The organism is Actinoplanes palleronii (genome assembly GCF_016862315.1).
Taxonomy (GTDB): Bacteria; Actinomycetota; Actinomycetes; order Mycobacteriales; family Micromonosporaceae; genus Actinoplanes; species Actinoplanes palleronii.
The window spans coordinates 1-22,186 of record NZ_BOMS01000031.1; the positions used below are offsets into that span (position 1 = coordinate 1).

At 69.0% G+C, this 22,186-nt stretch carries 22 protein-coding genes, 1 tRNA gene and 1 other RNA gene; 14 read left to right on the forward strand and 10 right to left on the reverse strand.

Annotated elements, in window-relative coordinates; all coding sequences use genetic code 11:
- Positions 1–493: 493 nt before the first annotated feature.
- Positions 494–721 carry a helix-turn-helix domain-containing protein gene (locus Apa02nite_RS11400; protein ID WP_067689115.1) on the reverse strand — a complete coding sequence of 76 codons (228 nt, stop codon included), beginning with the start codon at positions 719–721 and terminating at the stop codon, positions 494–496.
- 172 nt (positions 722–893) lie between these two features.
- Here Apa02nite_RS11400 and Apa02nite_RS11405 point away from each other — a divergent pair, with 172 nt between their 5' ends.
- Entirely contained in the window at positions 894–1,424 is a 531-nt protein-coding gene (locus tag Apa02nite_RS11405) for a DUF6912 family protein (RefSeq protein WP_203825026.1), read from the forward strand.
- Between the two features lie 151 nt (positions 1,425–1,575).
- Here the strand turns inward: Apa02nite_RS11405 and Apa02nite_RS11410 are convergent, their stop codons facing one another.
- A complete protein-coding gene (locus Apa02nite_RS11410; RefSeq protein WP_203825027.1) occupies positions 1,576–2,565 on the reverse strand; it encodes a hypothetical protein in 990 nt (329 codons plus the stop codon).
- Between the two features lie 418 nt (positions 2,566–2,983).
- On the opposite strand from Apa02nite_RS11410, the gene Apa02nite_RS11415 reads away from it, so the two are divergent.
- The 8 genes from Apa02nite_RS11415 to ssrA all read left to right on the forward strand — a co-directional run bounded on the left by Apa02nite_RS11415 (position 2,984) and on the right by ssrA (position 9,571).
- A complete protein-coding gene (locus tag Apa02nite_RS11415) occupies positions 2,984–3,508 on the forward strand; it encodes a PadR family transcriptional regulator (protein ID WP_067688960.1) in 525 nt (174 codons plus the stop codon).
- Positions 3,509–3,563: 55 nt separating this feature from the next.
- The gene (gene prfB, locus Apa02nite_RS11420) at positions 3,564–4,676 is read left to right on the forward strand and encodes a peptide chain release factor 2 (protein ID WP_067688962.1); all 1,113 of its coding nucleotides are present in this window, start codon (positions 3,564–3,566) and stop codon (positions 4,674–4,676) included.
- 140 nt (positions 4,677–4,816) lie between these two features.
- Entirely contained in the window at positions 4,817–5,497 is a 681-nt protein-coding gene (ftsE, locus tag Apa02nite_RS11425; protein ID WP_014688049.1) for a cell division ATP-binding protein FtsE, read from the forward strand.
- Positions 5,498–5,562: 65 nt separating this feature from the next.
- Positions 5,563–6,438: a permease-like cell division protein FtsX gene (gene ftsX / locus Apa02nite_RS11430; RefSeq protein WP_067688971.1), complete on the forward strand. Its 876-nt coding sequence runs from the start codon at positions 5,563–5,565 to the stop codon at positions 6,436–6,438.
- A 114-nt stretch (positions 6,439–6,552) separates the two neighbouring features.
- Entirely contained in the window at positions 6,553–7,797 is a 1,245-nt protein-coding gene (locus tag Apa02nite_RS11435) for a M23 family metallopeptidase (protein WP_203825028.1), read from the forward strand.
- 111 nt (positions 7,798–7,908) lie between these two features.
- Entirely contained in the window at positions 7,909–8,385 is a 477-nt protein-coding gene (gene smpB, locus Apa02nite_RS11440) for an SsrA-binding protein SmpB (protein ID WP_067688976.1), read from the forward strand.
- A gap of 74 nt (positions 8,386–8,459) precedes the next feature.
- Complete coding sequence (locus Apa02nite_RS11445) at positions 8,460–9,164, forward strand: cellulose binding domain-containing protein (RefSeq protein WP_203825029.1); 705 nt, start codon at positions 8,460–8,462, stop codon at positions 9,162–9,164.
- A gap of 25 nt (positions 9,165–9,189) precedes the next feature.
- Positions 9,190–9,571, forward strand: a transfer-messenger RNA (tmRNA) gene (ssrA, locus tag Apa02nite_RS11450).
- A gap of 120 nt (positions 9,572–9,691) precedes the next feature.
- Here ssrA and Apa02nite_RS11455 read toward each other — a convergent pair.
- From Apa02nite_RS11455 to Apa02nite_RS11465, 3 genes are all read right to left on the reverse strand, one after another.
- The gene (locus Apa02nite_RS11455) at positions 9,692–10,066 is read right to left on the reverse strand and encodes a type II toxin-antitoxin system VapC family toxin (protein ID WP_203825030.1); all 375 of its coding nucleotides are present in this window, start codon (positions 10,064–10,066) and stop codon (positions 9,692–9,694) included.
- Positions 10,063–10,314: a type II toxin-antitoxin system Phd/YefM family antitoxin gene (locus tag Apa02nite_RS11460; protein ID WP_203825031.1), complete on the reverse strand. Its 252-nt coding sequence runs from the start codon at positions 10,312–10,314 to the stop codon at positions 10,063–10,065. The genes Apa02nite_RS11455 and Apa02nite_RS11460 overlap by 4 nt, the downstream gene beginning before the upstream one ends.
- 316 nt (positions 10,315–10,630) lie before the next feature.
- Positions 10,631–13,480: a M36 family metallopeptidase gene (locus tag Apa02nite_RS11465; protein ID WP_203825032.1), complete on the reverse strand. Its 2,850-nt coding sequence runs from the start codon at positions 13,478–13,480 to the stop codon at positions 10,631–10,633.
- A gap of 602 nt (positions 13,481–14,082) precedes the next feature.
- Between Apa02nite_RS11465 and Apa02nite_RS11470 the strand changes: the two genes are divergently transcribed.
- Both Apa02nite_RS11470 and pntB read left to right on the forward strand, forming a co-directional pair.
- Complete coding sequence (locus Apa02nite_RS11470; RefSeq protein ID WP_203825033.1) at positions 14,083–15,612, forward strand: Re/Si-specific NAD(P)(+) transhydrogenase subunit alpha; 1,530 nt, start codon at positions 14,083–14,085, stop codon at positions 15,610–15,612.
- A gap of 6 nt (positions 15,613–15,618) precedes the next feature.
- Positions 15,619–17,037 carry a Re/Si-specific NAD(P)(+) transhydrogenase subunit beta gene (gene pntB / locus Apa02nite_RS11475; protein ID WP_067688985.1) on the forward strand — a complete coding sequence of 473 codons (1,419 nt, stop codon included), beginning with the start codon at positions 15,619–15,621 and terminating at the stop codon, positions 17,035–17,037.
- 16 nt (positions 17,038–17,053) lie between these two features.
- Here the strand turns inward: pntB and Apa02nite_RS11480 are convergent, their stop codons facing one another.
- On the reverse strand, positions 17,054–17,872 hold the full coding sequence (locus Apa02nite_RS11480; protein WP_239164254.1) for a metallophosphoesterase family protein: 819 nt from the start codon (positions 17,870–17,872) through the stop codon (positions 17,054–17,056).
- Between the two features lie 85 nt (positions 17,873–17,957).
- On the opposite strand from Apa02nite_RS11480, the gene Apa02nite_RS11485 reads away from it, so the two are divergent.
- Complete coding sequence (locus Apa02nite_RS11485) at positions 17,958–18,791, forward strand: hypothetical protein (protein WP_203825035.1); 834 nt, start codon at positions 17,958–17,960, stop codon at positions 18,789–18,791.
- A 36-nt stretch (positions 18,792–18,827) separates the two neighbouring features.
- On the opposite strand, the gene Apa02nite_RS11490 is transcribed toward Apa02nite_RS11485, so the two are convergent.
- On the reverse strand, positions 18,828–19,634 hold the full coding sequence (locus Apa02nite_RS11490) for an S-methyl-5'-thioadenosine phosphorylase (protein WP_203825036.1): 807 nt from the start codon (positions 19,632–19,634) through the stop codon (positions 18,828–18,830).
- Positions 19,635–19,761: 127 nt separating this feature from the next.
- Between Apa02nite_RS11490 and Apa02nite_RS11495 the strand changes: the two genes are divergently transcribed.
- The gene (locus Apa02nite_RS11495) at positions 19,762–20,310 is read left to right on the forward strand and encodes a YqgE/AlgH family protein (protein WP_203825037.1); all 549 of its coding nucleotides are present in this window, start codon (positions 19,762–19,764) and stop codon (positions 20,308–20,310) included.
- An 85-nt stretch (positions 20,311–20,395) separates the two neighbouring features.
- A tRNA-Ala gene (locus Apa02nite_RS11500) sits at positions 20,396–20,468 on the forward strand.
- A gap of 132 nt (positions 20,469–20,600) precedes the next feature.
- Here the strand turns inward: Apa02nite_RS11500 and Apa02nite_RS11505 are convergent.
- From Apa02nite_RS11505 to Apa02nite_RS11515, 3 genes are read right to left on the reverse strand one after another with little or no spacing between them, the layout of a single operon-like run.
- Entirely contained in the window at positions 20,601–21,221 is a 621-nt protein-coding gene (locus Apa02nite_RS11505; RefSeq protein WP_203825038.1) for a GTP-binding protein, read from the reverse strand.
- Positions 21,199–21,699, reverse strand: coding sequence for a DUF742 domain-containing protein (locus Apa02nite_RS11510; protein WP_239164255.1), 501 nt, complete (start codon positions 21,697–21,699; stop codon positions 21,199–21,201). The genes Apa02nite_RS11505 and Apa02nite_RS11510 overlap by 23 nt, the downstream gene beginning before the upstream one ends.
- Positions 21,696–22,178, reverse strand: a complete 483-nt coding sequence (locus Apa02nite_RS11515) for a roadblock/LC7 domain-containing protein (protein WP_239164256.1) — start codon at positions 22,176–22,178, stop codon at positions 21,696–21,698. The genes Apa02nite_RS11510 and Apa02nite_RS11515 overlap by 4 nt, the downstream gene beginning before the upstream one ends.
- Positions 22,179–22,186 lie beyond the last annotated feature (8 nt).

Sequence of the window (22,186 nt, forward strand, 5' to 3'; positions counted from 1 at the left end):
ACAGAGCAGCCGGGCCGGACAGAGCAGCCGGGCCGGACAGAGCAGCCGGGCCGGACAGAGCAGCCGGGCCGGACAGAGCAGCCGTGCCGGACGAAGCAGCCGGGCCGGGCAAGCCAGCCGCGCCAGACGGGCCGCCTCCGCCAGGCGACGGGCCGCCACCCGGCAACCCCGGGCCGCCCTTCCTGCCCACCGGAGGGCCCGCTGGAGGGCCCGCTGACGGCCTTCGCACCGGCCGTGGCCACTCCAGGGCCAACTGCTGCTCCGGCGACCACACCTGAGCCGTCAGCCCGTCGTCGAACGGGGGTTCATACCCGGGGATCGGCCGCAGGTGAATCGCCGGCCGGGACCCGGTGGGTGCACTGTCGACCGCCGATCGCATCTCCACCGCCAATCCTTGCGTTTGGCTTCGTTTGCCTTCGATAGCCTCAGTCTGGCTCCACCCGCGACCGGCGGTCAATCCCGATCGGAGCATCCGAGAAGAGGCACAAAAGGCTCACTCCGGCTCCCGCTCCGCGAGCGGGTTCTCCCGCACCCACGCGGCGGTCTCGGTGTACTTCCCCTGGATGTATTCCTCCAGCTTGGCCCGCTCGACCCGCCACTGCCCGCGCCCGCCGATCTTGATTGCGGGCAGCTCGCCGCTGCGCACCATGTGATAGACCTGCGAGTCCGAGACGTTCAGCTCGGCCGCCACGTCGGACAGCAACAGGAACCTGGCCTCCACCGTCGCCACCCACTCTCGTTGATTACGGCAGCCTGAGTTTGCCACCGTTTGCCCCCGAAAGCCGAGCCCGGCACCATGAAGCCCGGCCCGGCGTAAGCCCGGCCCCACCCGATCCGGAGACGCCTGGTGGAATGGGCTTTTCCCGGGCCGCGGCGGCGGTGTACTGACCGGGATGGCAAAGCTGGAGGAAGACGTGCCGATCACCGACCTGGTCCGGGTATACGTGCCGGCCACCGTGCCGATGCTGGCGGACCTGCGGGCGAAGGGCCGGCTCGGTGACGAGGCGACCGCCGCGCACGCGGTGACCCCCGCGCTCCGCGAGTGGTATGCCGAGGGCGACGAGGAGGAGCTGGAGTACGTGGCCTTCACCCGGGCTGCCCAGGGCGCTCTGCGGCTGCTCCGGCAGGACGCCGAGGCGCCCCGCCGCCGGGTGGTGGTCTCCGCCGACGTGCCGGCGTCCGCGCTGGTCCGGGAGGACGTGGAGCTCGGTTCGAGCACGGTCCGGCTGCCCGAGCCGGTGCAGTTGTCGCAGGTGGCGAGCATCCACGTGGACGGCGCCTCGGTCGCCGAGGAGATCGCGGCGGCCGCCGACGTGGTCGAGGAGGCGCTGGCCGGCGACCCGGACGCGCAGTTCACCGTCGACGGCGCGGAGGACCACGAACTCGAGTGGTACGCGGTCACCGAACTCGACGAACTTCTTTAAAATCAAAATCTGGATGTCGTGCGTCCGCCGGGGTGCGGATCGTCGCTCCCGCCGGGACCCCTGCGGGCTTCGCTGGCCGCTGGCGCGTCCAGAACGCGAAGCCCTCCGGGGCGACGTCCGTGGGTGGGCGCGGTCAGAGCAACGGCAAGACCTAGCTCGTCCGCTCCCCGGTAACCGGCTCCTCGGCGCCTGCCGATAAGGAGGCCGGGGCGTCGTCCTCGTCGTCCGCGGCGGGGGAGAGGGTCCGTCCGACCGCGACCATCGCCGCGAACGCGCCGATGAAGAGCACGATCAGCGCGCTGTTGAGCCGGTTGGTGCTGAGGATCTGCTGCACCGACGTCTCCAGCTCGCTGACCTTGCCGGCCAGTTCGAGCACCTGGGCGCCGGCCGTCCGGGTCAGGATCTCGGAGATCACCAGCATGATGCCCGGCCCGGCCCCGGCGATCAGGTAGAACGGCCACCGCAGACCCGGCCCGCCGTCGGCCGCCCGGCGCCCGGCATGCCGCAGGACCGCGAAGGCGATCAGACCGGCGGCGAGCCCGCTGAGCGCCGACTGTCCGTACGAAAACATCTGGTTGGCATTGGCGGCCGCCTCGGTGGAACCGTTGCCGAGAAGGTCGAGCACCGGGCTCTGGACGTGCTTGTTGTTCAGCACGAAGCCGACCAGGAACGTGCCGAGCGTCGCCCAGCCAGCCGCGGCGACCACCGGCGGGATCCGGAAGCCGGCCAGCGCGCCGCCGATGGTGGCGGCCGCGGCCACCGTGCCGCCGACCGCCGCGTAGATCGTGCCCTCGGTGTTGATCGTGACGATCGGCACCGCGCAGAGCACGCCGACCAGCAGGCCGCTGGCGGTGGCGACGGCGAACCGGACGGTCGCGCCGACCACCCGCCACCCGCTGAGCAGGGTGAGCGCCAGCAGGGCCACCACCGCGCCGGCCACCATGGCGGCGGAGACCGCACCGGGCATCGCGTACGCCGTGGACGTGACCTCCATCGCGACGTCCGCCCGGCCGGTGATGCTGGCCCGGGCCGACTGGAGCATCGCGGCCGTCCACGCGAGCGCGGCGACGGCCAGCAAGATCACGGTGAGCCGCGAGACCTCGCGGGTCTCCGGTGCGGACTGGCGCTCGGGGTCGGTCATGGCGTCAGGGTAACCGGCGAAGCTGCGGGCCCCTGACCTGCCGTCGGTGGAGTGTGACGATGGACGGACGGGTGTTTCGGCACCACCGTGGAGTCGTCCGGCGGCGTCACCGGGTCACTCCACGCACGATCGAGGGGCGGGCCCCTGCCCCGGAAATGGGCCGCTGGGGTGGTTGTACGAGATTGTCCGAATGCGCGTGGCGACTCGCCCAGGAATGGGCGTTTCCTGCCTCCGCCTGCCTGTCTGACCGATTGAGTGCTCCATTTTAGCTGGTCAACTACGTCGCGGGGCGCGAAACGCCCGAGCTGCGCGCTCGTTGTCGGACTGTCTGTGCGGGACAGTCGTTTGTGGAGGCGCAAACTGGACGGATCGTGCGAAATCCTGGACGCCGGACCGACAAAGTGGCAGCTTAGAAGGCATGCCCGACTTGCAAATCAATCCGACGGCTGCCGCCTTGCTCGGCCTGCTTCACGAGGGGCCGATGACCGGCGGACAGCTCATGGCGGCTGCCGAACGCCGCCTCGGGCCCTACTGGTCGATGACGCGGAGCCAGGTTTACCGCGAATTGCCGGTTCTGGCCGAGATGGGGTTCGTGCGCCTCGGGAAGCCGGGCCCGCGGTCCAGCCAGCCCTACGCGATCACCGCCTCCGGGAAGCGGGCCTTCAGCCGCTGGCTCACCGAGACGCCCGGTCGCGATGCACTGCGTAATCCCGTCGCGCTGCGAGTCGCCTTCGGCCAGCAGCACAACCCGGACCAGTTGCAGACGCTCTACACCAACGCCAGCCAGTACCACGCGGAGGCGCTGGCGATGGTGAAGGAGCAGGCCAAGGAGGCTAAAAAGAACGACGACCCGTACGGCGCGGCCGCGCTGGAGTTCGCCGTGGCCTATCACAAGGCGGCGCTCAGCTGGCTGAAGACCGTCCCGGCCGAAGCGGCCAGATGACCAACTGTGACCTGCCCGGCCAGTATTCTGGCCGGGCGGCGTACTGTTGAGTGTCGTGACCGCTGCCGACTTCCCTGAGCAACTCAAAGCGCTCGACGCCACCCTTCGCAACATCGAGAATGTCCTGGACGTCGACAAGCTGCGCCGCGACAAGGCGGATCTCGAGGAGCAGGCCTCCGCTCCCGACCTCTGGGACGACCAGGCGCGGGCGCAGGACGTCAACAGCCGGTTGTCGTACGCCGCCGGTGAGATCTCCAAGATGGAACGCCTGCGCTCCCGGATCGACGACGCCGGCCTGCTGCTGGAGATGGCCGAGGCCGAAGGCGACGAGGGTTCGGTCGCCGAGGTCGCTGCCGAGATCGTCGCGCTCGGCAAGGCGATCGAGGAGGTCGAGGTCCGCACCCTGCTCTCCGGTGAGTACGACTCCCGTGAGGCGCTGGTGGCGATCCGCGCCGGCGCCGGTGGTGTTGACGCCGCCGACTTCGCCGAGATGCTGATGCGGATGTATTTGCGCTGGGCCGAGCGCCACGGTTACCCCACCGAGGTCTACGACACGTCGTACGCCGAGGAGGCCGGGCTCAAGTCCACCACCTTCGCGGTCAAGGTGCCTTACGCGTACGGCACCCTGAGCGTCGAGTCGGGTACCCACCGGCTGGTCCGGATCAGCCCGTTCGACAACCAGGGCCGCCGGCAGACCAGCTTCGCCGGTGTCGAGGTGATGCCGGTCGTGGAGGCCATCGACCACATCGAGATTCCGGACAATGAGCTCAAGACCGACGTGTACCGGTCGTCCGGCCCGGGCGGGCAGAGCGTCAACACCACCGACTCGGCGGTGCGGCTCACCCACATCCCGACCGGCATCGTGGTGACGTGTCAGAACGAGAAGTCCCAGCTGCAGAACAAGGCGTCCGCCCTGCGGGTGCTCCAGGCCCGGCTGCTCGAGCGCCGGCGCCAGGAGGAACGGACCAAGATGGCCGGTTTGAAGCAGGACACCACCGGTTCGTGGGGCGACCAGATGCGTTCGTACGTCCTGCACCCGTACCAAATGGTGAAGGATTTGCGCACCGAGTTCGAGGTGGGCAACCCGACGTCGGTCTTCGACGGCGATGTGGACGCCTTCATCGAGGCCGGTATCCGCTGGCGCAAGCAGAATCAGGTCTCGGCCTAGGCATATTCATCACGGTGAGCGACCCTGTCTGAACGCTCGGTCAGGCTCGGGTCGCTCCGTTTTGCCGTTCCCGCAGGTAGTCAAGATTCACGACCCCGGCGGGCTTGGCGTTTCCGTTACACCGCGTAGACTCCAGTCCCGTGATTCAGCTCGAGAACGTGACGAAGACGTATCCGAAGGCGTCTCGGCCGTCGTTGGACAATGTCAGCGTCGGGATCGAGAAGGGTGAGTTCGTCTTCTTCATCGGCCCCTCCGGTTCCGGTAAGTCGACGATCATCAAGCTGCTGTTGAAGGAGGTCCAGGCGACTCGCGGCAAAGTGGTCGTGAACGCCAAGGACGTCACCTCGCTGCGCTCGTGGAAGATCCCGCACTTCCGCCGCTCGATCGGTTGCGTCTTCCAGGACTTCCGCCTGCTGCCCAACCGCACCGCGTACGAGAACGTCGCGTTCGCTCTCGAGGTGATCGGCAAGACCAAGGCCGTCGCCCGGCGCGTCGTTCCCGAGGTGCTGGAGCTGGTCGGCCTCGGCGGCAAGGAACACCGTTACCCGCATGAGCTGTCGGGTGGTGAGCAGCAGCGTGTCGCAGTGGCCCGGGCCTTCGTGAACCGCCCGCTGATCCTGCTCGCCGACGAGCCCACCGGTAACCTCGACCCGGACACCTCGATCGAGATCATGCGACTGCTGGACCGGATCAACCGGACCGGCACGACCGTCGTGATGGTCACGCACGACTCCAACATCGTCAACCAGATGCGCCGCCGGGTCATCGAGATCGAAAGCGGACGAATCGTCCGTGACCAGGCCCGTGGTGTCTACGGCTGAGACTGGCTCCGCCCACCCGAGCAACGCTGAACCAGTGACACGCGGAGTCCCGGAAGGATCCCCCGATGCGCGTGAAGTACGTCCTCAACGAGGTCCTGGTGGGCCTGTGGCGAAACGTCACGATGACGGTCGCCATGATCATCACCATGTCGGTCTCGTTGACCATGCTGGGCGCCAGCGTGCTGATGTACATGCAGGTCGACCGTATGAAGAACTTCTACTACGGAGAGATCGAGGTCTCGATCTTCCTGGCTGACAACGTCACCGACGGGCAGCGCCAGGCGATCAAGGCGAAGATTGACGAGAGCCCGCTGGTCAAGGAGAGCTCGTACGAGACGAAGGAGCAGGCTCTCGAGCGCTTCAAGGTGCTCTACGCCGACTCCCCGGACTTCGTGGCCGCGGTCAACGTGAGCAGCCTGCCGGAGTCGTACCGGGTGAAGCTGACGAATCCCGAGGATTACGACAAGTTCGCCAAGCAGATCGAGGGCGAGCCGGGAATCCAGCGGATCATCGACCAGCGCGAGTTGTTGCAGAAGGTCTTCAACATCTTCAACTCGGTCCAGTTGATGTCCCTGGTGGTCGCGGCGGTGATGGCCTTCGCCGCGTTGCTGCTGGTCGGCAACACCATCCAGGTGGCCGCGTACAGCAAGCGCCGAGAAGTCGCGGTGATGAAGCTGGTTGGCGCCTCGAACTGGTTCATCCAGGCGCCGTTCGTGCTCGAGGCGGTGGTCGCCGGCCTGATCGGCGCGCTGCTCGGGTTCGTCGCGCTGTTCATCGGGAAGATCGTCCTGCTGGACAACAAGCTGCAAGCCCTGACCGCGATCCTGACACCCGTGCCGACCGGCAACGTCTGGTTGATGTTGCCGCTGCTGGCTGGGGTCGGAGCACTGGTCAGCGCCGGAACCGCCTGGGTCACCCTGCGGTTCTACCTCAAGGTCTGACGCACTCCGAGACCTTTTCGTACCGTTGGCCGCGACCCTGCCGGGTCGCGGCCTTCGCTGCCTTCGGGCGGTTTACGGCTTTGAGGGCGTTTAGTCAGAGTACGGTGACTCCCCGTGAGGTACCGCCGACCGAACTCGCTGCTGTCCGCCTGTCTCTGTCTGCTCAGCGTCGCCGGGCTCGTCCTGGTCGCGCCGGCCCCGGCGACGGCCGACCGGAACGACGCCGCGCGGGCCGCCGCAGCGGTACGCCGGGCCGAGGCGCTGCTGGAGAACGCCGGTGCCACCGCCAAGGCCGCTGCCCGCCGGCTCGCCCTGGCCTCGGCCGCCCTGCCGACCGCACAGCACCGGGTGGCCGCCGCCCGCGGCACCGTGATCGCCACCCGGGTCGAGGCGAGTTCCGCCCGCGGCCGGGCCGAGGCCGCCCGGCAGAGCTATCAGCGGATCTCCACGGACTGGGCGGCCGCCGAGGAACGGGTGGCCGGCGCCCGGCAGCGCGTCGAGGAGATCGCCCGCACCAGCTACATGGGCAGCCCGGTGACCCGCTTCAACCTGCTGGTCTCGGCGAGCGGCCCGGTCGACTTGATGGACCGGATGAGCCTGGTCGACGAGATGGTCCGGCAGGAGAACGACGACGTACGCCAGCTGATCGGCGCCCGGCGGACGGCCCGGATCGCGCAGGACCGGGCCGGTGTGGCGAAACGGTCCGCGGAGGCGGCCGAGGCCGAGGCCGCTGCCAAGCTCCAAGCCGCACAGACCGCCCAGGTGGACGCGGTCCGGGCCCGCCGGGACGTCTACCAGCTGGTGCTGGCCCGGCGGACGGCGCTGAGCGCGGCGAACGCGCAGCGGGCCACCGTGCTGGCCCAGTACCGGGTGGCGCTCATGGCTGAGCGCAAGACCCGTACCGTGCTGCGGACCCGGGAGACCCGGGCCGGCTACCCCGGGCGGTACCACGGCCAGCTGCTGATGCCGGTGCACGGCTGGAAGAGCAGCGACTACGGCAACCGTTACGACCCGTACTACCGGGTCTGGCAGCTGCACGCCGGCACCGACTTCGCCGCCGGGTCGGGCACCCCGATCCGGGCCGCCGCGTCCGGGCGGGTGATCCAGGCCGGCTGGCGGGGTGGCTACGGCAACTACACCTGCGTCAGCCACGGGCGGGTCATGGGTACCAGCTTCTCCACCTGTTACGGCCATCAGTCCCGGATCTACGTCCACGTCGGCGAGTACGTCCGGCAGGGGGACATCATCGGTCTGGTCGGCAGCACCGGGGCCTCGACCGGTGCGCACCTGCACTTCGAGACCCGGTTCGCCGGTTCGCCGCGTAACCCGCTGAACTACCTGCCGCCCTGCCTCTGCTGAACCGCCGTCGCCGTCACCCGGGCTCTGCCCGGCCGCCGGATTGCCGTTGCCCGGTGGCGAGATAGGATCGACCGGCCCGACCGCCCGGATCGTTGAAGGAGACCGCTGGTTATGCCACGCGAACAGGGGCGCAAGCTCGTCGCCTCGAACCGCAAGGCGTACCACGACTACGCGATCACGGACACCTACGAGGCGGGCATGGTGCTCACCGGCACCGAGGTGAAGTCGCTGCGCGCCGGGCGCTCCTCGCTCGTCGACGCGTTCGGCCACGAGAACAACGGCGAGATCTTCCTGCACGGCATGCACATCCCGGAGTACACGCAGGGCACCTGGACCAACCACGAGCCTCGCCGGGTCCGCAAGCTGCTGCTGAAGCGCGACGAGATCGCCAAGGTGATGGGCAAGCTGCGCGACGACGGCGTCACGCTCGTCCCGCTCTCGGTCTACTTCCACAACGGGTATGCGAAGGTCGAGCTCGGCGTCGCCAAGGGCAAGAAGAGCTACGACAAGCGCCAGGACCTGGCCGAGCGGGACGCCAAGCGGGAGATCAATCGCGCCATGGGCCGTCGCGCCAAAGGCATGGGCTGACGGGGTATCCTGCGCCGCCAAGCTTGTTGATCACTTCGCTTTCGCTCGACCTCTGCCCCCGAGGAGACCGGCCGTTGTCCAAGCACAGAGACCGCCAGTTCTTCATCGCCCGATCGGTGTTCGGCCTGGCCGCCGCGTTTCTGGTCGGTCTGGTGATGTGGATCGCGATCCGGGCCGGCGGTCCGGCCTCGGCTGACGAGAACCCGGTGATGGTGCAGCCCTCGGCCGGCCTGCGCGCCGCCGAGTCCACCACGCTGCCACTGGTCACCGGTCCGCCGTCGGCCGTCGCGTCGCCGTCGTCCTCGGTCTCGGTGTCACCCTCCGCGTCGCCGTCCACCTCGCCCTCGGCCTCCGCGGCGGCCTCGGCCACGCCGTCGAAGAGCGCGGCCTCGCCGACCCCGTCCAGAACCTCGAAGAGCGCCTCGCCGACCCCGGCCCGGACCAGCCCCTCGCCGGCCGCGCCGAAGGATCTCAGCGCCACCTACGGCACCAGCGCCTCCTGGGCCGACGGCTTCATCGCCACGGTGAAGGTCACCAACACCGGCACGACGGCCCACGACTTCACCGTGACCCTGACCTACCCGTCCGGCGCCGGCGTCAGCGTCCGCGGCGCCTGGAACGGCTCGGCCAGCGGCAGCGGCAACCAGATCACCTTGCGCGGAAACTCGCTGGCCCCCGGCCGCAGCATCACCGTAGGCTTCCAGGCCAGCAAGGGAACAAAAGACCAGGTCAAGCCAAGTGGGTGCACGGTCGGTGGCGGAAGCTGCCAGGTGAGCTAAGATTGCCGAGCTGTCCACATATCCCGGGGGTGACTGGTTTCGACTTCGTACGTGGAGACAGGGGAAGCGAGCCGAGGAAGCCGACGTCGTCTCGAGAATCGGTCGTCGGAAACTTATAAGCGCCAACTCTAAGTTTGACGCTGACCAGTACGCTCTCGCCGCCTGAGGCGAGTAGCGTGGTCTGTCGGTCTGGGAGCGCCTCCGTCCCAGCTGCCGGCATCAGCTAGGAGGCTGGCCAACCGGTCCCGGTCGCGGGGACCGCACGGCGAGATTAATCTGCGACTGGGCCCATCGTCCGGACTTGCTCACGTGAGCCGGAGGGCCGAGTAGGGATGTAGTGAGCTGCGCTCGGAGAAGCCCTGACAAAGCAACGAAGGACCCGGGTTCGATTCCCGGCACCTCCACCCAGTGGGGGTTACTCGAAACCGCGGAAGCGGTGAGAGTTCACCTGGAGCGGCGGCACTGCCCATGCGGGCCGTGCCGCCGCTGCCGTTCCTGGTGTTTCCAGACTTCGCGAACGAGGTGCCTCACACCGCGAGGACGTCTACGTCGTACTTCGGTATCTCGGCGTCGCGGGTCACGAGAGTCAAATGTTCTACCTGAGCCTGAGCGATGAGCATCCGATCGAACGGGTCTCGGTGGATGAGTGGGAGCCGACCCGCGACGATGCCGTGCTCGGCGGTGATGTTCAGGTGCCGGAAGCCGCTGTCGCGGATGCGCTCCGGGAGATCGGCTGGTTTGTCGAGCTTGCCGATCGACTGCTTGATCGCTACTTCCCAGATCGTCGCGGGGCTGACGTAGACGTCCGGTTCGTGGTCGAGCCGTTCCTTGACCTCGGCAGCAAGCGTGGAGTCGTCCGTGAGCCACCACAGCACGACGTGAGTGTCGAGGAGCAGGCTCATGTGAGACCGAAATCCCGTGCGATGGACTCGTTCACCTCGGGTGAGTCCCAGTCGTCGGCTACGACGAGTTGACCGGCGAGGGAGCCTCGGCCGACCCTGTCAACCCCGCGGTTGAGCGGGACCACCCTGGCGACGGGTGTGCCGGCCCTGCTGATGATGATCTCTTCGCCGTGCTCGACGCGGTCGATGATTCGCGAGAGGTTCGTTTTTGCGTCGTGGATGTTGAACTGCGCGGCTGCTTCAGACATGGCGACCTCCTTAGCTAAGAGGTTAGCCCGGTATTGGAGTGCTGGGTGAAATCCAGTCGGTTACCCCGTCGATGGCCGTCCGCAGCGGTCGGGCCCGCTCTCCCAGGTTCAAGTAGGCGGTCAGTGCCTCCACTGGTGTGACGGCCCCCGGTTCGCGGAAAACGCGGACCGGGGGCCGTTTCGTTTTTCGGCCTGAGGGCGGAGGCACCCAGACCCCGCGTTACGCGGGGCGCGGTCCGGAGACCGTCGCTTGCAGTTTCCGGTAGAAAGTGATGGTGCCGGCTGCCCACCACGGGGCAACCGGCACCATCACTGGTCAGGCTGCTGGTCCGTAGACCGCCAGCTCGGTGGAGTCCATGAACCGGCAACCGTTCGCGGTGGCCGGCTGGCCGGCCGCGCAGAGTCCGGCATCCTGCGCCTGCGTGGTCAGCATCGTGTACCGGACGTACTCGATGGCGTCGCCGGTGCCCGCCGCCAGCGCGACCGGGGTGGCCGTGACAGTGCCGGCCGGGAAGTCCCCGCTTGCGGCGAGGGCCCAGGTGGTGCCGTCCTTGGACGTCTCGATCCGGTAGCCGCCGGTCGAGGCCGTCGCGTCGTCACCACAGGTGGCTGACGGGTTGACTGCCAGCTGCGTGACGTTGACGGCGCCGGACAGGTGGATCACGGCGTTCTGGCCTTCGGCCGCGACGTCGGAACCCCAGCCGGAGATCTGCGACTGGTCGAGCAGCTGACCCGGGCCACAGCCGTAGGCCGTGTAGTCCGGACCGGTGGCGCTGATGATGCCCGCGCCGCCGGAGGAAGCCGCCCAGTCGTAGCGGACCGCCCAGTTCTCCGCCTTGGTGCCCGAGCTGATCGACACCGTCTTGACGATCTGGTCGTAGCCGGCGCCCCGCGCGTACACCTTGGCGTACGTCCCCGGGATGATCCCGGAGATCTTGTAGGTGCCGTCCGCGGCGGTGGTGGCGCGGTAGTCACCGGCGAAGCCGGAGGCGTGCCCGCCGAAGGCGACGGTGAGGCCGGACACCGGGCCCTTGGTGTCCTGGTCGGTCACCGTGCCGGTGAGCGTGCCGCGCGGGGTGCTCGCGGCCGGCGGCGTCGAGAAGTCCTCGACCGGCTGGGCGTCGTCGCCGTCGATGGCGGCGGCGAAGTAGCCCATGCCCCGCTTGGCGAAGACCTTCCAGATGCTCTTGGCATTCTTGCCCCGGTTGACCACCAGGTCGGCCGCGATGATCGAGTTCCGCATGTCCAGGAAGGACGGGTTGTCCGGGGACAGTTCCATGCCGCGGGTGACGATCGACTCGGCCTTCTTGCTGCCGATGGCGCGGCGCAGGTCCCACAGCGTCTGGGCCCAGATCTCGCCGTCCGCGTGCACCTCGGGGCCACGCGACGAGACCTTGCCGAAGTCGCCGTACGTGTAACCGCCGGGGCCGGCCGCCGCGGTGCCGGGACAGGTCGGCGCGACGATACCGACGGTGCAGTCGAGACCCTCGCTGCGGATCGTGCCGCCGGCCGTCCAGTACTTGCCGATCAGCACGTCACCGGGCTTGGCGGTGTCCTTCTCGAGCCCCTTGGCGTGCAGGTAGTCCTCGGCGTACCAGTCGCTCCAGGCCTCGCCCATCGCGCCGCCCTGGATGTTGCTCAGGGTGGAGTTCCCGGCGGCGTCGATGACGAGCCGGTTCGACAGGCCGTGCGTGTACTCGTGGAACACGACGTCGGACTCGTCACCGGTGTTCGCGGCGACCGCGTCCGGGGCCGGGTTCAGCAGGTACATCTGCATGACCGGCGGGATGCCGTCCGGCGGGGTGTTCATGTTGGCGTTGTCGGTGTGGTCACCGTCGGGCAGACCGTTCAGGGTGTTGGCGCCGTCCATGGCCTGGCCCTGCACCGCGTCGCCGTCCTGCGCCTCGAAGTTGCCCGCCGCCCGGGTGAAGCCGATCGGCGAGGACGTGAGGTGGTCGTGGAAGGTGCCGAGGAACGTGAAGAGCTGCACCGCGTTCTGCTTGCGGTTGACCTGCCACGAGTTCGCCGTCTTCGGGTCCCACGAGCAGGGGTACGCGTCCGAGCAGAGGCCGCCCACCGTGTCGTTGAAGTCGACGAACGGGTAGTCCCACCGGTGCACGCCGCTCGGGCCGACCTCCTCGGTCGGGTCGGCCAGGTTGTTGTCGTTCACGTCCGAGTAGACGTGCGCGACGTTGCCGGACAGCTGACGCGCGTTGTTCGGCAGCCAGCCCTTGGCGGTCAGGTCGACCTTCTGCTGGACGCCGCCCTTGGGCGCGCCCGGATAGTTCTTCCACACCTCGGCGCTGTCGTTCGCGATCGTGCTGTGGCGGTAGAGCACCTCGCCGCTGGCCGCGTCGATCACATGCACGTAGCCCTCGTCGACAACGATCGTCTGCCAGGCCAGGCGCGGGCCCGAGACGGTCTGGAACCAGACCTTCTTGGCCGTGCCGTTGTCGCTGAAGGTGGTCGTGCCGGCCGCGGTCTTGGTGACCTTGGCGGGGGACGTGCCGAAAACGTCCTTGACCGCCGCGGCACGGGCGGCGGTGGCGGTCACCTTGGCGGCGCCCGCCGCGGAAGGCAGCGACTTGAGCGGCGACCCGTCCACCTGCACGAGGCGGCCGTCCTTGGTGACGTGGGCCTTCAGGCCGTTGCCGAACACCGGCACGCCGTCGGCCACCTGTACCCAGCTGAGGTGGTGGGTTCCCGCGACGTCGACATAGTCGCGGCGCAGCTCGAGCGTGGCGAGGTCGGCCGCGTCCAAGCCGAAGATCTCGGGGTGGGCCTTGATGTAGTCGAGCGCGACCGTGGTCGGCTTCTTGCGGCTCGGGCCGGTCAGGAAGCCGTCCAGCTTGGCGACCCGGCGTGGGGTGCCGGTAGCCCGATCGATGTCGACGATTCCCTGCACACCGAGCTGGTTGCGCATGGTCTGCACCGCCGAGGCAGTCGGCGCGGGCGCGATGGCGCGGCTCGATGCGGCACTCTTCGGTGCGGCTGCCGGCGCTTGTGCTTCAGTTGCGGCGACCAGGTTCGCGCGGGAGTCGTAATCGGCTCGCCGCTGCGCCTTGCTGTCGGTGTCCGCGGTCACGGCGCCTGGTAGCGGCGCGGCCTGTGCCTGCTGCGGCAGTAACGCCGCGAGCAGAACGACACCGGCGGCTGCCGCTCCCACCCGCCGGGTTGCGGACGGTACGGATAACGGTCTCAATTCAGCCCCTCTCGACCGGGCTAAGGTGCGACCCGACTCCGGGGTAAACCGGCGCCGGCTCGCACCTCACTTGTGTGGCCCGTCGATGGGTGATGCTCTTGTCCATCGGTACACATAACTAGAGGTGTATTTGGATCTTTACCAATTCGAGATCACGTCGCGGAGAAAATCGGACACATATGCCGCCCCGTTCGCAGAAACGCGAACGGGAGGAAGTTTCGGTTTTCCGGCTTCCGGTGCCGAGTCCGGCCCACGGTGGATCTGGCGACGGCCGCTGATCGGATCGAAAGATTTCGGTACGTGTGACGTGTCCGGGTGGGTCGGACGGCTCCTGTGGGGTGGCGGCCCGGGCGGCAGGCTGGGCGGATGACGGATGATGGAGTTGTGGTCACTGAGGGTGATGTGACGTGATGGGGTGCGACAGGGGTCATGCCGAACGTTAAGCTACCGGCGAGTAACAAGCTCATTCCTTGAACGCGTTCATGGTCGGCATCCGTGAAGACACTCACCTTCACGTTTCCGCCGTAGGTCCGGCAACGTCGCTTGAACTGCTGGGGAGTCGATTAATGATCATTGGTGTCCTGGGGGAGTCCGGTTCGGGGGAAACGCGGGTGGCAGCCACGCCCGCGACCGTGGGCCAGTTGCTCAAACTCGGTTATGACGTAGTGGTGGAGCCCGGCGCCGGGCAGCGGTCGTCGTTCTCCGACGAGGCGTACGCGGATGCCGGGGCGACCCTCGGCGATCCGTACCGGGCCGACGTGGTGTTCACGATCAACGCGCCGGAACCGGAACGGCTGGATCGGCTCGCCGCCGGGGCGACCCTGATCGGTGTCTTCAACCCGCGGCTCAGCGCGGAACTCGTCGAGGAGTTCGCGCGCCGGCCGATCACCGTGCTGTCGATGGACGCGGTGCCGCGGATCTCGCGGGCGCAGTCCCTGGACGTGCTCTCCTCGATGGCGAACATCGCCGGATACCGTGCGGTCGTCGAGGCGGCACACGCGTTCGGCCGGTTCTTCACCGGGCAGGTGACCGCGGCCGGCAAGGTCCCGCCGGCGAAGGTGCTGGTGGCCGGCGTCGGGGTGGCCGGGCTCGCGGCGATCGGCGCGGCCGGCAGCCTGGGCGCGATCGTCCGGGCCACCGACCCGCGGCCCGAGGTCGCCGACCAGGTCAAGTCGCTCGGCGGGGAGTACCTCGCGGTGCAGGCCGCGGACGTCGAGGTCTCGGCCACCGGGTACGCCAAGGAGATGTCCGACGACTACACCGAGCGGGCCGCCCGGCTCTATGCCGAGCAGGCCACCGACGTCGACATCGTGATCACCACGGCGCTGATCCCGGGACGGCCGGCGCCCCGGCTGATCACCGCGAAGATGGTGGCGAGCATGAAGCCGGGCAGCGTGATCGTCGACATGGCAGCCGCGAACGGCGGGAACGTCGAGGGCACCGTCGCCGGCGAGGTGGTCACCACGGCGAACGGGGTGACCATCATCGGCTACACCGATCTGGCCGGCCGGCTGCCCGCGCAGGCCTCCCAGTTGTACGGCACCAACCTGGTCAACCTGATGAAGCTGATGACGCCGGAACGCGACGGGCGGCTCGTGCTCGACTTCGAGGACGTCGTCCAGAGGTCGATCACCGTCGTACGACATGGTGAACTGACCTGGCCGCCGCCTCCCGTGTCGGTGTCCGCGGCACCGGCCACAGCGGCGCCGGTGAATGTCGCGCCGCAGGCCGCGGCGCAGCCGCAGGCCGCGAAGAAGAACCGCGGCCTCGTCCTGACCGGCACCGGAGCGGGCGCGTTGTTCCTGCTCGCGGCGTTCGCGCCGCCCGCGCTGCGCGGACACCTGACGGTCTTCGCGCTGGCCATCGTGATCGGCTACTACGTGATCGGGCACGTGCACCACGCCCTGCACACGCCGCTGATGTCGGTGACCAACGCGATCTCCGGGATCATCGTGGTCGGTGCGCTGCTCCAGCTCGGACACGGCGGCGTCGCGGTGACCACGCTGTCGTTCATCGCCGTCCTGCTGGCCAGTATCAACGTCTTCGGTGGCTTCGCGGTGACCCGCCGCATGCTCGCCATGTTCACCAGGAGCTGACCGAAGATGACCATTGAAACGGCGGCCCAGTCGGCGTATCTCGTCGCGGCCCTGCTCTTCATCCTGGCGCTGGCCGGACTGTCCCGGCACGAGAGCGCGCGGTTCGGCAACTACTTCGGCATCGCCGGCATGGCCCTCGCGCTGGTCGCGACGGTCGCGCTGGCCCTGGTCGGCGACCTGAGTGGCACCGGGCTGGTGCTGCTGCTGGTGGCGACCGGCATCGGCGCGACGATCGGCCTGTACCGGGCCGCCAAGGTCGAGATGACCGGCATGCCGGAACTGATCGCGTTGCTGCACAGCTTCGTCGGCCTGGCCGCGGTGCTCGTCGGCTGGAACGGATACCTGCACGTCGAGGGTGACCCGGACGGCGCCGAGGCGGCCCTGCTGGGCGCGCAGGACCTGCTCGGGATCCACAGCGCCGAGGTGTTCATCGGCGTTTTCATCGGCGCGGTCACCTTCACCGGGTCGATCGTGGCCTTCCTGAAACTGTCCGCCCGGATGCCGTCGCGTCCGCTGATGCTTCCCGGCAAGAACCTGCTCAACGTGGGCGCGCTCGTCGCGTTCGTGCTGCTGACCGTGTGGTTCGTGATCGACCCGCACCTCTGGCTGCTGATCGTGGTGACCGCGGTGGCGCTGCTGCTGGGCTGGCACCTGGTCGCCTCGATCGGTGGCGGCGACATGCCGGTCGTGGTGTCCATGCTGAACAGCTACTCCGGCTGGGCGGCGGCGGCCTCCGGCTTCCTGCTCTCCAACGACCTGCTGATCGTCACCGGGGCGCTGGTCGGGTCGTCGGGTGCCTACCTGTCGTACATCATGTGCAAGGCGATGAACCGGTCGTTCCTGTCGGTGATCGCCGGTGGGTTCGGTGTCGAGGCCGGGCCGTCCGGCGACACCGACTACGGCGAGCACCGCGAGGTCCAGGCGGACGCGGTCGCGGAGCTGCTCAAGTCGGCCGAGTCGGTGATCATCACGCCGGGGTACGGGATGGCAGTCGCGCAGGCTCAGTACGGCGTCGCCGAGCTGACCCGCAAACTCCGTGACAAGGGCATCGACGTGCGGTTCGGCATCCACCCGGTGGCCGGCCGGCTGCCCGGGCACATGAACGTGCTGCTCGCCGAGGCGAAGGTGCCGTACGACGTGGTCCTCGAGATGGACGAGATCAACGACGACTTCGCGCGCACCTCGGTGGTGCTGGTGATCGGCGCCAACGACACGGTCAACCCGGCCGCCATGGACGACCCGTCCAGCCCGATCGCCGGCATGCCGGTCCTCAAGGTCTGGGAGGCGGCCGAAGTGATCGTGTTCAAACGCTCGATGGCCTCCGGGTACGCCGGCGTGCAGAACCCGCTGTTCTTCCGGGAGAACAGCGCGATGCTCTTCGGCGACGCCAAGGAGCGGGTGAACGACATCCTGCGAGCGTTCTGACGCACTGGTGCAGAGATCAGCCGGCGGGCTCGAGCAGGATCGCCCGGGCGTCGACGTTCAGCACGTGGCCGTCGCCGAGCCGGGCCACCGGCTGGTCCCAGTGCACGTGCCCGCACACGGTCAGGCCCGGCGGGCGGGACTCGAGCAGCTCGCGGATCAGCGGGTTGCCGCGCTGGGCCTGATCCGTGCCGGTCGGGCCCTCGTGGAGCAGCAGCACGGCGGGCGGCGTCGCGGTGACCGCGCGGACCAGGCCGAGGAAATCCGGCTCGGGCCTGCGCATCGGCCGTTGCGGGTCGCCGGACACCCCGCTCACCCCGGCGACCGTGCACGCGCCCCAGCCGGTGCGGTCGCCGTCGAGCAGGGTGACGGCCGGGCCGTACCCGGCGACCTCGGCGGCGTCCACCTCGTCGTGGTTGCCGGCCACCCCGGCCACGAACGGGCAGCCGGCCGTGGCGAAGGCCCGCCAGACCTCGGCGACCGGGCCGGAGGCGCCGCGCTGATCGGCGCCCGGTGCGGAGAACAGGTCACCGGCGAGCAGCACGCCGAGCCGGTCCGGAGCGGGAAGCAGCTCCGACTGCGCCCAGATCTCCAGCTGTTCGGCGAACGCCTGGCCGAGCAGCACCGTCGCCCCGCTGAGCGGCGAGACCGCCACCCCCTGCAGGTCGCTGACGACGAGCACCGCGTCGCACCCGTCCGGCACCCGGTCGACCCGGAGCCGGTCGACCGGCAGCCGCAGGTGTTCGCTGCCGCCGCCGCGCCGCGCCGACCGATAGCCGAGCGAGGTGACCGGCTCGGTCTCCGTGCCGAGCAGGCGAAGCCAGGATTCCGTCGTCAACCGCCACCTCGTTCGAGTCGTGGTGCTTCTCGATACCACACCCGGACCAGTCCGGCGGGTTGCCGCAGGTCGGCACACTGAATGCATGTCGATCGATGGTTGGCGGCGGTGGCGCTCCGTGGCCGGGGCGGTGGCGATCGTGGCGATGCTCGTGGCGGTCCTGATGATCAACGGCGGGTACTTCGACCCGTCGTCGGGGGTGTGGACGTCCGTCGGGGTCGGCGATCCGGCGTACGACTCCCGGACGGACGGCTCCCGGACGGTCGTCACGGTCGAGGCGATCACCACGCTGCGGCTGTCGGCGGGCCGGACGGTCCCGTTCCCGCGTCAGGCCGCGAAGATCGCCTGGCGGGACTACCGCGGGTGGATCGACGTGCTCGAGGTGACCAGCGGGACGAAGGGCTCGCCGCCCACGCGGCAGAGCTGGCGGCGCGACGAGCTGGAACGGGCCTTCGGGTCGCGGCCGGACGGGCTCGACGAGGGGCGGGAGCCGCCGGGGCCGCCGACCGGCGCGGGCGGCGGGATGTACCGGAACACCACGGTGACGACCGTCCGGGAGGCCGAGGAGCGGCTGCGGGAGCTGTTCACCGGGCTCGGGGAGGACGAACTCCAGGTGGCCTCGGTGACGCCGCAGGTCAAGGGCCGGTCGCCGTGCGCCGGAGGAGCCTTCGACGCCTACGTCGTGCTCGACCTCACCCTGCCCGGGACCCGGGACGCGGAGGCGGCGCTGCCCGGCGTCGCGGAATACCTGGCCGCCGCGGGACTGGACGTCGCCACCGGAGATCTCGACGCCGGGCTGCCGTCGGTGGACGCGTCGTTCACCGACGGCGCGGGGGTGTCGGCGGTCGCGGCGGGCGGGGGCGAGCCGGATCCGCAGCACCTCCACTTCGGCGCCACCAGTGGGTGCCTCAGGGCGTGACTCAGGTCGTACCGAAAAAGGACCTCGACCCGAAGGTCACGGCAGGTCGAAAGGGAGTTTGATGCCCTGCAGGGCATCCTGACATCCGCAGGTGCGCTCGGCAGGCAGTTCGGTCACTGCTTTCAGGAGTACGTCGCGGAGCCGGGCGGTGTTCTCGCCGAAGACCCGGAACACCTCCTCGTGGGTGACGGCCTCGCCACCCTCGACACCGGCGTCCAGATCGGTCACCAACGCGATCGAGGTGTAGCAGAGGGCCAGCTCGCGAGCGAGCACCGCTTCCGGGTGACCGGTCATGTTCACGATCGTGCCGCCGATCGCGGTGAACCAGCGGGACTCGGCGCGGGTGGAGAACCGCGGTCCCTCCACGACGACCATGGTGCCGCCGTCGACCGCGTTCACCCCTGCGGCGGAATTCAGCACCGAGGCGCGCCCGGCCGGACAGTACGGATCGGCGAACGAGACGTGCACCGCGCCGGAGTCGTAATACGTCTGCTCGCGGCCACTGGTCCGGTCGATCAGCTGGTCCGGCACCACGAACGTGCCCGGCCCGAGCTCCGGCCGCAGGCCACCGACCGCGCACGGCGCGATGATCTGACGCACCCCCAGCGAGCGCAGCGCCCACAGATTCGCCCGGTAGGGGATCTTGTGGGGCGGGAACCGGTGGTCGCGTCCGTGCCGGGGCAGGAACGCCACCCGGCGGCCGCCGACGGAGGCCACAGTGATCTTGTCGGATGGCAGACCGTACGGCGTCTCCACCTCGTGTTCAATGGCGCCGTCGAGTAGTGCGTACAGGCCGGATCCGCCGATGACGCCGATCTCTGCTGCCGGGGGTGACGGGTTCATGTGCAGACCTTATCCGCGGCCTGAATCGCAGGCTAATGTGCTGGCATGGCGTTGACGTCGGACGGGCGGCAGGCATCTCGTGTTCGGTGAGGGACAGCAGCGAATCGGAGGCCGGTCAGTGGAATCGATGACCGGTCAGCTGCTGGTCGCCACGCCCACCCTCAAAGATCCCAACTTCGACCGTACGGTCGTGCTGCTCGTCGCGCACGAGCAGGGCGGCGCCCTGGGCGTCGTGCTCAACCGGGCCACCGAGGTGCCGGTCGCCGAGGTGCTCGGCAACTGGGGCGAGCTGGCCGGCGACCCCGCCGTGCTCTTCGAGGGCGGCCCGGTGCAGCCCGAGTCGGCGATCTGCCTGGCACGCACCCGCCCCGAGGTGAAGAAGCGCGTGACCGGTTTTCATCCTGTCTCCGGTTCCCTCGGCACCCTCGACCTCTCCGCCGACCCGGAACGCCTCCGGGAGAACGTGGCCGGCATCCGCGTCTTCGCCGGTTACTCCGGCTGGTCCGCAGGACAGCTCGAGGAGGAGATCGCCTCCGGCTCCTGGTTCGTCTTCGACGCGCTGCCCGGCGACCCGTTCGTCGAACGACCAGACGACCTGTGGGCCATGGTCCTGCGCCGGCAGGGCGACATCCTCGCTGCTGTCGCCCACTTCCCTCCGGACGTGTCGCTGAACTGAGGGGGGTGCTGCGGGGGCCTCGCGGGGGTGTGTAATATTTCCAGCGTGCCCGGGGGAAACGCCGGGGACGCAAGCAGTACGGCAAGGGGCTGTGGCGCAGCTGGTAGCGCACCACACTGGCAGTGTGGGGGTCAGGGGTTCGAGTCCCCTCAGCTCCACCCCGAGGTAAGGGCTTGATCGGATATTCCGGTCGAGCCCTTTACTGTTTGTGGGGATACCTCATCCTGTGAGATCTCACCGCCCGGCGAGTCGGTGAGATCTCACGCCACGTTCGGCGGCCTGTTCGACGGTCAGAGTGCTTCGGTCTGCAGCACCTTGTGCAGCGCCTGTTCGAGTACCACCAGCAGCGCGTCGCGTACCGAGGCGCGCAACCGGGCGTCGAAGGCCACGATCGGCACCCGGTCGTGGACGGCGAGGGCCCAGCGCACCTCGGCGAGCTGATGCGCCAGATGCCCATCGAACGTGTTCACCGCGATGGCGAACGGGAGCCCGGCCCGTTCGAAGTAGTCCACTGCCTGGTAGCAGTCGTCGAGCCGGGAGCTGTCCACCACCACGAGCGCGCCCAGCGCGCCGTGGACCATGGTGTCCCACATGAAGCCGAAGCGGTCCTGCCCGGGTGTGCCGAACAGGTAGAGCTTCAGACTCTGGTCGATGGTCACGCAACCGAAGTCCATGGCGACGGTCGTGGTGGTCTTGAGGCTCTCCGCACGCGGGTTGTCGACGCCGACGGACACCGAGGTCATCTCGGCCTCGGTGGTCAGCGGGGCGATCTCGGAGATCGCCCCGACCGTGGTCGTCTTGCCGACGGCGAAGCCACCAGCCACGATGATTTTCACGGGGACCGGGGGCCGCTTCGCCGGGACGCTGGGGACCACCGCAGCCGACGCGTCAGGAAATCGCACGAAGTCCATGCATCACTCGCAGAATGGTGTCGGAGGTGAGCGGGTTCAGGGTGTCGGTGACGTGCACGTCGAGGTAGCCGGCGGCGCGCAGATCAGCAACGAGGATCTTGGTGACGCCGAGGTGGAGGCGCAGCCGCGCCGAGATCTCCGCGACGGAGATCGGCTCGTCGCAGAGTGCCGCCATGGCCTGCATTTCCGGTCCCAGCGCGGTGAGCGGGACCCGGCCTCCCCACGGATCAGGAGGGCGCAGGGTGACCTGGGTCTCGACGTCGATTTCGTGGTCGACGGCGTTGACCCGGCCGCCGGTCAGGATGAACGGGCGCAGGGCGGCCGGGCGGCCGGCTGGTTGCCGGAGCTGCTCGCCGGTGTGGCCGGCATCGCGGCCCGGGGCCCCGATCGGGGCGGCGCCGTTCGGGGGAACTCGTAGGTACGGGGGGATTCTCCCGATCGGCTCGGGATCCGGTATGCCGCGCGGGTCGTCGTTCAATGGTGGACGGCGCTCTTCAGTTCCGCTATCAATCCGGGCGTCAGGGTCGCGCCCGCCCGTGTTCCGAACAGCGTCATCTCGTACGCCACCGTGGCGAGGTTCGCCGCCCGGCTCGCGACGACGCCCAGCATCGAGCCGCGGCTGATCGAAGTGATCACCAGGTAGCCCTCCGCTATGTCGACCACGACCCGGTTCAGCGCGCCCAGCCGGTACCACTCGCCCGCGCCGCCCGCCAGGCTGGCCATTCCGGACACCACCGCGGCCAGGCGGTCGGAGTCGGCCTGTTCCCGCTTGGAGGACCTCGCCATGAGCAAACCGTCCGAGGAGACCACGACCGCCTCTTGCACGCCGGCCGTCTTCGTGGCGAACGAGCCGAGCAGCCAGTTGAACGTCTGCACCTCGGCGCTGAGGTCCACGATCGGGGCGTCCAGCGAGTCCGGTGCCAGGCCAGCGGGGTGAGTTCGAATGCTGTCCATCATGCTTCTTC